Below are 10,699 nucleotides of genomic sequence, written 5' to 3' on the forward strand. Positions count from 1 at the left end.
AACGCAGCAGTCGTCTGGTGCTGTTGGCCAAGATGGATGACGCTACTGCGGCCTCGGCGCTGGCCGGCTTTTCTGCCAAGCTCAATTCGATTGCCGGGCCGCTGCGCCAGAGCCTGACGTACGACCAGGGAAAGGAGATGACGCGCCACAGTGAGCTCAGCGCCAACACTGGCGTCAAGGTCTACTTCTGCGATCCGCACAGCCCCTGGCAGCGTGGCACTTGTGAGAACACCAACGGGCTGCTGCGCCAGTACCTGCCAAAGGGCACCGACTTGTCCGTGCACACACAAGAAGAACTCGACGCAATTGCCGACAGCTTGAACAAGCGACCTCGTGCTACGCACGCGTTCCACTCCCCACTGGAGGTGTTCGCTCGTATGCTCAAACAAGTTTCTCACCCCCCAACTTCAATTCACTGACGCGGGTGTTGCACTTGGGACTTGAAACCGCCCGTCCTTTAGGCCATCGGCGGTCGGGGCTAGCAGCCGGCATCCGTCGTACTTTTATAAGTACCTCGATCAGCGTTGCGATAGGCTGCGTGCTGACCGTCAGAGCTGGAGCCGTAGGGTCGTGGGCGAACTACCGTTCCCGACCCACTCCGGCCAGTCAGTCCCCTCCGAAGCAGCCGTTCAACGTTCGACATGAGTCGCGTGCGTCGGCTTGTTCGCGACTCGCCGCTCGATGAAGAAGAAAACAGATTGCCAGCTCCGCCTTTCGGAATAGTACGGAGGTGCATGTCAGGCGGCACGAGAGCCAGAAGTGCCGCATTGTGACGAGCCCGGAGGATCTGCAAAGGACGAACCCGGCAAGACGTGGGCGTGAGGAGTGGACGGTGAGGCCAATTGCGTAGGTCCCAATCCGCCCGCTGAACTCACGCGCTGCCAGTCGCAAGGCAAAGTTACTTCAGGTGAATGAGGACTGATCCCTCCGATATCTCCGGCGCGCCCACGCCCGTGCTTCCGGCGTTTTTCGCGATCCAGTCCTTCGCCTTCTGCACGCTTTCGTCAGTGCCTGCCTTGTCCTGGCAAACAGTCACCGAGAATCCGCCATCGCCGCTGCGTGCGAGGGTGTAGCCGACAAAGCCTTTGACCGAACGCATCAGTTCTTCGACCTCAGCTGTGCGCGTCTCCAGCAGATCGAACAACTCCTTTGCACCCTTTCCGGAAAATCTCCTTATAACAGTTTGCATGATTGCATCCTCCTGTTTGACCAGCGAGACCAGCATGCCGCACGAACAATGTGTGCAGCGTGCAGGGCGTGGAAGTAATTGGGAGGGTCGCGCACCTGACTTCCGCGACCCATACCAAGTGTAGTAACTGTACTGTCGTAGTAAACCTGAGAAGCGGTGCAAAATCCTGGCGCCTTCAGCCAACGTCCGCAATCCACCGAAAGTTGCCTTGAGTCGATCGCAACACCCCCGTTTTCCAAACGCAACGCCCGCCGCATGGCGACAACGTTGGTTGGAAGAAAAGCAACGAATCGGGGTACGCATTTAAACTTGACCTAGTGCCAGCCTGGTTCGTGCCAGCGTCGGCGCCGGCGCGCGCGGGGACATGGGACGCGCACCACCAAGCGATCGCCGGCCTGGAGCGGGTGGCCCATGCCGGGACCCCGTGCCGAACAGGCCAAGCGATGGCTGGCTGGTCAGGCGTGGACAGGCGGCCCAACTCAAACGCTCGAATAAGCACACCGAAGATTTAGAGCATCGCGGCGGTCCGTTCCGGGTAAACCCTTTTCTTCCGCAGGGAAAGGTGCAGACTCGGATTTTGCTGCACTGCAACCGGCTTGCGGAAGTGGCGAAGGCTCTACGCGCCTGATGATGCTCCCTCCAATTTGGCCGCGAGACTGAAGTCCAACCTCAGGTAGATCAATACATTTGAGCAGCATGCGCCTGCATCGGCCGGCTGCGCAGCAATCCCACCATTCATCAGTCGGGAGCGCTGCCAAAGATCTCGGAGCTCAGGTCCTGTTCGAACTCTGCGGGCCAAAACTCACGAGGGCCTGCCGCATATTGCATCAGCGCTCCTGTCTCGGGCCGAAGTACGCTGACCAAGCGGACCTGGCTTTCGGTGGTGTCGCAGACGCTGAAGTGCGCCGCGATGAATCCGTGCCGCCGGCAGGCGTTGGCAAAGGCTTCGCGCTCCGCAGCAGGAAATGCCTCCAGGTTTGTCATAAAAAGGCCTCCATACATTTCCATCCCGCCTAACCAGCCATTTTCCGGACGGCGGGGCTCAGTTGTTGCTTCCTCCCTATGTCAGAGTATTCCGCCCAGGGGTCCACATAGCCTACGGCTTCAACGCGCTGCACCGCGGTCCGGATCGTCCAATGATCGCCTCCTGTCAGCTCTTCCAACTCCTCCCAGGTTACAGGCATCGAGACCCCAAAACCGGGCCTGGCGCGGGCCGAGAACGCGGATGCTGTCGTCGCGCCATGCCCGTTGCGCAGGTAGTCGATGAAGATCTTTCCTACCCGATTGCGTGGTCCGCTTTTAGCGACGAAGCGCTGGGGGATGGTGCGCGCAATATGGACGACGACGTCCTGCGAGAATGTCTTGACGGTGTCCCATGGCAGGCGAGGTGCGATCGGCACGATGACGTGTAGACCCTTTCCTCCGCTGGTCTTGAGAAAGCTCACTAGGCCAAGCTCATCCAGCATAGCCTTTGTCAACATGGCTGCCTCGAGCATATGCTGCCAGGGCGCGCCCTCGCCGGGGTCCAGGTCAAAGATGATGCGATCCGGCTTCTCGATGCTGCGTTTGGTCGCGTTCCAGGTATGGAACTCGATCACGTTCAGCTGAGCAGCTGAGACGATGGCCGACACACTCCCGATCTCAAGCAATGCCGGATGATCTGCCCATAGGGACGGGGCCAACACGGTCATGCCTGGGATCTTGCTTGCCTCTATATGCTTTTGGAAGAAAAGCTCGCCACCGATGCCGGTGGGGCCGCGCACAAGAGAGACGGGTCGGCCGCGCAGGTGCGGGAGCAGATGCGGCGCGATGGCCTCGTAGAAGCCGACCAGGTCGCCTTTCGTCAGCCCGGTCGTTGGGTCAATCACGCGTTTTGCGTTGGTGACCTTCACAGAGCGAGCCGGGCGTGGCCGCGGGGGCTCCACCTCCACTGCCCGCTCCCGCGTCACGCTGCCCGGTTCCTTGTCCGCGCGTAGCGCATGGAAGACCGCATGCCGTACTCGCCCCTCTTTGGTCCACTCGGCGAACGAGATCTCGGCGACCAGCTTCGGTTTGACCCATTGGCCGGTTAGACGTGGTGGCGGCTTCTCGAAGGGACAAGCTGGCACTTCCAGTTCGATCAGCATTGCGAGCAGCTTCGCAAGCATGCGCGAATCGAGCCCGCTGCCAACACTACCTGCGTAGTACAGCTTGCCGGCTTCATCGTGCACACCAAGCAGGAGCGCGCCGAGGCCATGCCGGGTTCCCTTCGGGGCCGTGAACCCGCAAATGATAAATTCTTGCCGCTTCGTGCATTTGAGCTTAATCCAGCTCGGTGCCCGGACCGACACGTACGGCGCGTCGACGCGCTTGCCAATCAGGCCCTCCAGGCCCATCTGGCATGCAGCGGCTAGAAGGTCGTCTGGCGCGCCCTCAAAGGCCTCGCTGTACCTGACTCGCGTCGCAACGGGCACTGCCAGCACCTCCTTCAGCAGCGCCCTGCGCTCTGCCAAGGGGACCTGCCGTAGGTCGTGGCCCTGGAAGAAAGGAAGGTCAAAGACGAAGTACTGTATATCCTCCACCCGCGATCTCTCAAAGGCATTCTGGAGCGCCTGGAAGTCCGTGGTGCCCTTTTCGCCAAGGATGACGATCTCCCCATCCAGCCACGCGGAGCCAAGCCCAAGTGCGCCTACCTCCGCCGCCAGGGCTTTGAGGCGCGAGGTCCAGTCATGTCCGTTCCTGGTGAAGAGGCGGACGTCGTTGCCATCGACGCGGGATGACAGCCGATATCCATCGAACTTGATCTCATAGGCCCATTGTGATGCGTTGCGCGGCACCGTTGACGCGAGCGTCGCCAGTTGCGGGGCCAACGCAAGCGGAAGGGGGGCAGGGCGTGCTGCAGCGGGTAATACCTGTCGGCCCTGGCCCGCGAGCGACCGACGCGGCTTTGGCACGGCTGTCTTCGCTTTACCACCGGCCCCCGATCTGCTGTTGACCTTGGCCAGTACGCTGTCCGGCAGGGCTTCGGTGATGTCGTACTCCGCAGCGGTGCGCGCAAACGCATCCCGCTCCTTGATCAAGAGCCACGGTTCCTGACGCTCGTCGCTGCGCCCGTGCATCCTGACCAAGGTCCAACGGCCACGTAGCTTCTCACCTTGCAGCGCGAACTTCAGCTTGCCGCTCTGGATACCGGCCACCGGATCGCCGACCGGTATCCACGTCCCTCGATCCCAAACGATGACGATGCCGGCCCCGTACTGCTTGGGCGGGATCACGCCTTCGAAGCTCGCATAATCCAGCGGGTGATCCTCGACATGTACGGCCATCCGCTTCTCGGCAGGATCCAAGCTGGGTCCCTTGGGGACCGCCCAACTCTTGAGGGTACCCTCCAGTTCGAGACGAAAGTCATAGTGGAGCCGGCGAGCCGCATGCTTCTGCACGACAAAGTTTAACGCGCCGCCGGCGGCGGGCGCGAGCGACCGCGCGGCCTCGTCGCTCGGCTCCGTCGTGGCCGCGAAGTCACGCTTCAGGCGATACCGCTCCAGGCTGCGCGCGTTGGTAGATGCCGACTTGGCCACGGATTGAAGCTAGCCTTTCACGTCGCGGGGATCGTGTCCGTAGCTGTTGCACATCCGGATTTTCCCATCTCGCCCATGCACGAGCAGTTCGACCTTGTCTTGCTTCGCCTCGGCAGTGCCGGCGGCGATCGCCTGCTCTTGGTCGTCATGCTGGGAAGACGGTCGATTGGCGCCCTCGCGAATCACGTGCCATTTATCGGCGTGTGGAACGACGTGCACATTCTTGTTTGCCATGAGGTATGTCTCCTTTGAATGGCTGTGATCGAAGTATTTTCCCCGGGGCCGGGGGAGACAATAGGCCGATGTCCGACATTTGCTTGCAAGGGTGCTGTGCACGCAAACCAAAAACTACACACGCACGAGCGTCGAGCCTTGCACATGCCTTTCTGGAAAGTGCTTGCCTATCCCCAAGAGGAACCCGCACCGTCGCCATTCCTGCGGGTACGATCTAAGCTTGATTGGTGTACTTCCGCCCACCACGGTGATCGCTATGGCCGCCCGTTCCATTGCCTCTCTTTCCCTCAGCTTTGGCCTCGTGTCGATCCCTGTGAAGATCTTCAGCGCCACGGAAAGCAAGTCTGGGGTCGGCTTCAATCTCCTGCACAAGGGTTGCGGCTCCAGGCTCAAGCAACAATACGTCTGCATCCGCGAGGATGTGGTGGTCGAGCGGTCCGAGATGGTCAAGGGCTACGAGTTCGAGCCGGATCACTACGCGGTGTTTGAGCCAGATGAATTGAAGGCGCTGGAGGACGAGGCGAAGCACACGGTCGACATCGTGTCGTTCATGCCATCCGGGGCCATCGATCCGATCTACTTCGACAAGGCCTACTACCTGGGCCCAGACAAGCGTGGCGGCAAGCCATATAACTTGCTGGCCGAGGCTATGCGAAAGACAGGGACCTGCGCGCTCGCGCAGTGGACTTGGAAGGGCAAACAATACATGGTGCAGGTGCGTGCGACCGACGAAGGCTTGGTGCTACAGCAACTCCTCTACGCTGACGAGGTTCGGTCGATGGTGGACCTGCACGTCGAGAAGGCCCCGATCCAGCCAGCCGAACTGGCGTTGGCCCAGCAGCTGATCGAGCAGAACTCGGTAGAAGGATACGACCCCTCGGCCTACAAGGATGAGGAGAAAGACCGCATTCTGGCGGCCATCGACAAAAAGATCGCCGGCAAGAAGATTGCTGTGAGCGAGGAGCGAAGCGAGCCGCGTCAGGGCGCAGAAGTGATCGACCTGATGGAGGCGCTGCGCGCGAGCATGAACCAGCGCAAACAGGGCGGAACAAAGGCGGCGACCTCCCCGGTTAAGGCGGAGGGTAAGCCCAGTAAGCCGGCGAAGCGTGCCACTGCAGCGCCAGCTCCCGCCAAGCGCGCTTCAGCGGGGAAAAAGTGACGGCACAATGCCGACGTACACCCTGAAGGACGCAGAGGCGATGCTGGGCATCCCTCGCTCGGTGGCCACGAGGCTGGTCGCCGAGGGGATCATCACACCAGCGCGCGGGCCGCGCCGGGCGCTCCTCTTCACGTTTCAGGACATGGTGCTGCTCCGGACAGCAAATTCCTTGCATGACGCGAAGATCCCAACGCGGCTAATTGTCCGCGCCCTGGCTAGGGTGAAGGCCTCTCGCGGCGCCGGCCAGCCGCTGACCGGCGTGCGGATCCGCGCCATGGGCAACGAGGTAGCGACAAGGGATGAGGGCAGGGGATGGCAGGCCGTGTCTGGCCAGATGCTGATGGACTTTGAGCTAGGTGAAACGGGCGCCGCGGGCGTGGGATCGCTACGCGATTCCCGGGCGCCGGCGGCTGAGGCTGCGGCTGTGGCTGTGGCAAAGGATTGGTTTCTCGTCGGTGCCGAACTGGAAAGCGAACGGCCGACGGAGGCGGAAGAGGCGTACCGCCGCGCGGTTGACGCTGAGCCGATGTTCTTGGACCCCTACCTTAATTTGGGCTGCATGCTGTGCGGCGCTGGCCGATGTGACGACGCCGTTCAGCTATACCGTTTCGGGATCACGCATTTGCCGAACGAACCGCTGCTCCATTTCAACCTGGCTGTGGCGCTGGAAGATCAGGCGCGCCCGCACGAGGCCCTGACGAGCTACGAGCGTTGTATCCAGCTAGCGCCAGATTTTGCGGATGCACATTACAACGCTGCAAGCATCTATGAGACGCTGGGGAATGCGATGCGAGCGATCCGGCATTTCAACACGTATCGCAGGCTTCAACGCTAGGAGCGAAAGCAGATCTCGGTTCTCCAGTTCAGGTCCCTGCGCTCGCATACGATCAGGGAGGCTTTCAAGAGACACGGTCTATCCGAACTTCAGGTTTCAGGAGGCGCGAGAGCTTCTCCAGGTCGCTGGGTTTACAGAAATGCTCTGAGAGGCCCGCTGCGATTGTTGCTCCTCATTGCACCGTTGACGTTCTGCCGGTCTTGCGGGACGAGCCGCCAAGTGGCGGCAGGATAAAGCTCCGCGAGGATCCGAGCCGTCGCGAGGCCGTTCATTAGCGGCATCTCCACGTCGAGAACAATTAAGTCGGACCAGAAGCGAGGAATTGCAGTATCGCCTCCATCCTGTCGGCGCAGAAATACGAGCAAGACAGGCGCCGCGTCGCGACACTCATCACCGCAGAATCCTCCGGCCACGCCCCGCGAGATGCACCCGAAGGGTCGGGTAGACACCCGTGATGGCCAATGTCACCGGGTACGCCAACCATTCATCGCTGCCGGTTTGCAAGTGCCCTGCGCCAGGCACATATTTTGCGGGTTGGACCATGGCTCAAACGGTTCAGTAACCGTCACCACACAGGAGCTCGACGATGACAAACGAGAATGGCAGGCCCGATTCGAAGCCACGGGCCAAGCCCTGCACCCGCGGCCATATCGAGCAGCCGGGAGAAGGCCGCAAAACCACGCAGCCGGGCGAGCACGACCCGCAAAGCGAGCAGCCCGCGGATCTGGCGAGCACCTCCCGCGAGCAGGTGCTGGAGCGCTAGCGGCGGCTCTTGCAGCGGATGGGGTGTGTAAATATTCTTCGCCAGGTAAAAGAATCCATGAAGACTTTTCACTGCGGCCGTTGCTCCAACCTGGTTTTTTTTGAGAACGTCACCTGTGAGCGCTGCCAGGCGCTGCTTGGCTACGTCTACGACATCTCGCAGATCTGCGTGTTCGAACCCGCGGAAGGCAACCTGTGGCGCAGCTTAAATGCCGGCGCGCAAGACAAGCTTTATAAGCAATGCCAGAACTACGCTGTGGCAGGTGTGTGCAACGGCATGATCCCGGCCACTTCGGAAGACGTGCTTTGCGAGTCATGCAAGCTAACGCGCACCACGCCATGCCTGGATACGCCGAACAACCGGCTCTACTGGGCCCGGCTTGAGGTAGCCAAGCGCCGCGTCCTCTATACCTTAACCGCCCTGGGCCTGCCGCACGTGTCCCGCGAGGCCGCTCCGGAATTCGGGCTGCAATTCGACTTCCTGGAAGACGTTGGCGAGGAGCGCGTGATGACCGGGCACGACAACGGCCTCATCACCATGAACATTGCCGAGGCCGACGACGCCCATCGGGAAAAGACGCGTTCGCTGATGGGCGAGCCGTACCGCACCTTGCTGGGCCATTTCCGGCATGAGATCGGCCACTACTATTTCGATCGCCTGATCGCCGGCACCCGCTGGCAGGCACCGTTTCGAGAGCGCTTTGGCGATGAGCGTGCGGACTATGGCGAAGCGTTGAAGGCGCACTACGACAAGGGCGCGCAGGAGGGCTGGGAGCAAAACTACGTCAGCGCCTACGCGGCCACCCACCCGTGGGAGGACTGGGCCGAAACCTGGGCACACTATCTCCACATCGTCGATACCGTGGACACAGCCGCGGCATGCGGCCTTGCGCTCAAGCCAGGCACGGCAGGAGAGCCCACCCTCACGGACCAGACGCCCGTCGGGGATGCCAGCTTCCAAAGCCTGATGGACCGGTGGTTTCCGCTCACCTACGTGCTCAACAGCCTGAACCGGAGCCTGGGCGTGCCGGATGTCTCCCTGTTCGCGCTGAGTCCTGTCGTGGTCGATAAGCTGCGTTTCGTGCACGAGGTGGTGTCGGCCGGGCCGCAGGCCGAATTGCCCAATCCGTAAGGCGCTTATTCCGGCTCGATAATCGCCACCGTTTCCACGCCATTGATCTTGTCGAAGGTTGCGTGGACCTTGCTCCCTTCCTTCAGAGATGGGGCCCAATATCAACCCGATAGCAATTGGCTTGGACACCGTCGAGCAGGTGTGCTGGGGCTTTGATAATCATATAGCCGGCCTCCCCTCTGGCTAACCTGGATGGCCAGATGAATCGAAATCAGGAAATTCGTCGTCAAGTATCTCGAACACCTCTTCCGCCTTTCCTCCTAGATTGGATTCAAGATTTCGCAACAAGTGTTCATCGGAGCGCAGCCATCTATATGCCCGCTGCACATCCTCAAGGGTGGGCTCGATCTCCAGAATCCGTGCAATCACTTCGCCTTCAAATGGACCGATAATCTCGCGGATTTCACTAGCGCTTGCGTATCGCGAATCGGTCTTGGTGTTGCGCATGGCAATGTCTCCGATCGTGTGCACTCGGTACCATCGTCGAACTCACAGAATGCGTCTATGGGCCTTGTCGCGCAGGCATGGAATGTCTTCGGTACTGATCACCACTCCTGGTTTCGACCTCAATGATTTCAGCTTAGCAGCTGCGCTTGCCAGGCTCCAACCCTCCGACGAGGCCGCGAGGTTACCCAGTGAGACGATTCCGGATAGCCAGAAAGACCAGGCCAGCCGAGTGGCTGGCCGAGAATTTAGCTTCAGCTGCACTCTGCGCGAAGGATGAAGGAAGGTGTCAAGATCGACGTGACGGACGCTGGGTGCCGGAGGCCTGGATTCGCGACAGCCTTTTCGTTGACCCGGCCCACTCCGGCCGGAAACCCCGTTCTGCCTGAAACCCAGACGCACTATGGCAAGGGCGACACCTCGGCACTTGCGCGTGGTAGAGCTGTTTGCCACCATCGAGCCTCGTTGCTGTAATCCGGCTGGCTTGCGGGATGCCTTGCTGCGATGGCACGGCATGACGCATGCGCTGGATTGTCGGACCCGGGCGCCCAACCCTGGGCGCCCAAGCCGAGGCCGCCATCGAGAAATTGAGCGATTGGATCACCGTGCCAGCGTTACGACTACTGGAGCAACTGTGTCCTAACCGCGAATAGGTGCAAGCGTCGCGATTGGCTGACGCACACTACTCGCGATTTCTTAGCGACTTATCTTGGGTCGATTGGCGCCACATCAGGCCTCAGGCGTTACGTCTTGGCGGCGCGCGACCCATGCTCGACGGTCTGCTTGGCCGCCTTCGGCGTCGTCCTGCTCGCCGCATTGAAATTACTTTCGGCGACTTCGATCGCCTGTTTCACGGTCTGGTACATTGTTTCTGACAGTTTGTTGTTGGCGGTGATCACCGACGTCAGCGCGGTAACGGCGGGCTCCGAACCCGCCGGCGCGCTGTTCGCAAGATTCTCGACGAGTACCTCGCATTGCACCCCGATGGCCTTGGCGAATGCGGATTGCGTGGCGGACCCAATGTCGTACAGTTGACGGCAGTACGACAGCACGTTCTCGCCGATCGGCTGCATCAGACTGGCTTGCAGCGCGAGTAGCTCTTGCTGGTCTTTCACAGCTAACGACTTCTGTGCGAGCTCCCGTGTTTCCGCCAGCGTCGACTTCATTACCTCCAGATTCAGCGCAACTAGTCTCTCGAAGCCTGCGAAGGCCTGGTTCGCCAATCCAAACAGGATGGCGAGGTTGGCTTGTTCAAATGCCGCGATTTGCTCGGGAGGTAGCGGATTCATCATGAGCAGTTCAAGGCCCTTCCGGCCCCGGCGTGGGCGGAGAAACATCGATGCGCTATAAGGAGAACAGCAGCGCCGATCTGACCGAAAGAGCAATG

11 protein-coding genes are annotated in these 10,699 nt (G+C 60.7%); 5 read left to right on the plus strand and 6 right to left on the minus strand.

The window, feature by feature from the left end:
- On the plus strand, positions 1–419 hold a 419-nt coding region (locus tag ACYP5B_RS08385), incomplete at its 5' end, for an IS30 family transposase (RefSeq protein ID WP_459569271.1).
- Positions 420–898: 479 nt separating this feature from the next.
- Here ACYP5B_RS08385 and ACYP5B_RS08390 read toward each other — a convergent pair.
- The 4 genes from ACYP5B_RS08390 to ACYP5B_RS08405 form a co-directional block, all read right to left on the minus strand.
- Positions 899–1,189 carry a hypothetical protein gene (locus ACYP5B_RS08390; protein WP_318232931.1) on the minus strand — a complete coding sequence of 97 codons (291 nt, stop codon included), beginning with the start codon at positions 1,187–1,189 and terminating at the stop codon, positions 899–901.
- A gap of 738 nt (positions 1,190–1,927) precedes the next feature.
- Positions 1,928–2,173 carry a hypothetical protein gene (locus ACYP5B_RS08395; protein ID WP_459569272.1) on the minus strand — a complete coding sequence of 82 codons (246 nt, stop codon included), beginning with the start codon at positions 2,171–2,173 and terminating at the stop codon, positions 1,928–1,930.
- 29 nt (positions 2,174–2,202) lie between these two features.
- Positions 2,203–4,746, minus strand: coding sequence for a DNA ligase D (gene ligD, locus ACYP5B_RS08400; protein WP_459569273.1), 2,544 nt, complete (start codon positions 4,744–4,746; stop codon positions 2,203–2,205).
- Positions 4,747–4,755: 9 nt separating this feature from the next.
- Positions 4,756–4,980, minus strand: a complete 225-nt coding sequence (locus ACYP5B_RS08405; protein ID WP_459569274.1) for a DUF2188 domain-containing protein — start codon at positions 4,978–4,980, stop codon at positions 4,756–4,758.
- A gap of 256 nt (positions 4,981–5,236) precedes the next feature.
- On the opposite strand from ACYP5B_RS08405, the gene ku reads away from it, so the two are divergent.
- From ku to ACYP5B_RS08425, 4 genes are all read left to right on the plus strand, one after another.
- Positions 5,237–6,139, plus strand: coding sequence for a non-homologous end joining protein Ku (ku, locus tag ACYP5B_RS08410; protein ID WP_459569275.1), 903 nt, complete (start codon positions 5,237–5,239; stop codon positions 6,137–6,139).
- A 7-nt stretch (positions 6,140–6,146) separates the two neighbouring features.
- Positions 6,147–6,974 (plus strand): tetratricopeptide repeat protein, encoded by an 828-nt coding sequence (locus ACYP5B_RS08415; RefSeq protein ID WP_459569276.1) that lies wholly within the window; start codon positions 6,147–6,149, stop codon positions 6,972–6,974.
- A 586-nt stretch (positions 6,975–7,560) separates the two neighbouring features.
- On the plus strand, positions 7,561–7,737 hold the full coding sequence (locus tag ACYP5B_RS08420) for a hypothetical protein (RefSeq protein ID WP_459569277.1): 177 nt from the start codon (positions 7,561–7,563) through the stop codon (positions 7,735–7,737).
- Between the two features lie 57 nt (positions 7,738–7,794).
- Positions 7,795–8,868, plus strand: coding sequence for a zinc-binding metallopeptidase family protein (locus tag ACYP5B_RS08425; protein ID WP_459569278.1), 1,074 nt, complete (start codon positions 7,795–7,797; stop codon positions 8,866–8,868).
- 183 nt (positions 8,869–9,051) lie between these two features.
- Here the strand turns inward: ACYP5B_RS08425 and ACYP5B_RS08430 are convergent, their stop codons facing one another.
- Positions 9,052–9,315 carry a hypothetical protein gene (locus ACYP5B_RS08430; protein WP_441639819.1) on the minus strand — a complete coding sequence of 88 codons (264 nt, stop codon included), beginning with the start codon at positions 9,313–9,315 and terminating at the stop codon, positions 9,052–9,054.
- A gap of 740 nt (positions 9,316–10,055) precedes the next feature.
- Positions 10,056–10,601, minus strand: a complete 546-nt coding sequence (locus ACYP5B_RS08435) for a phasin family protein (RefSeq protein ID WP_441639830.1) — start codon at positions 10,599–10,601, stop codon at positions 10,056–10,058.
- Positions 10,602–10,699: the final 98 nt, after the last annotated feature.

The organism is Cupriavidus sp. 8B, assembly GCF_054589115.1.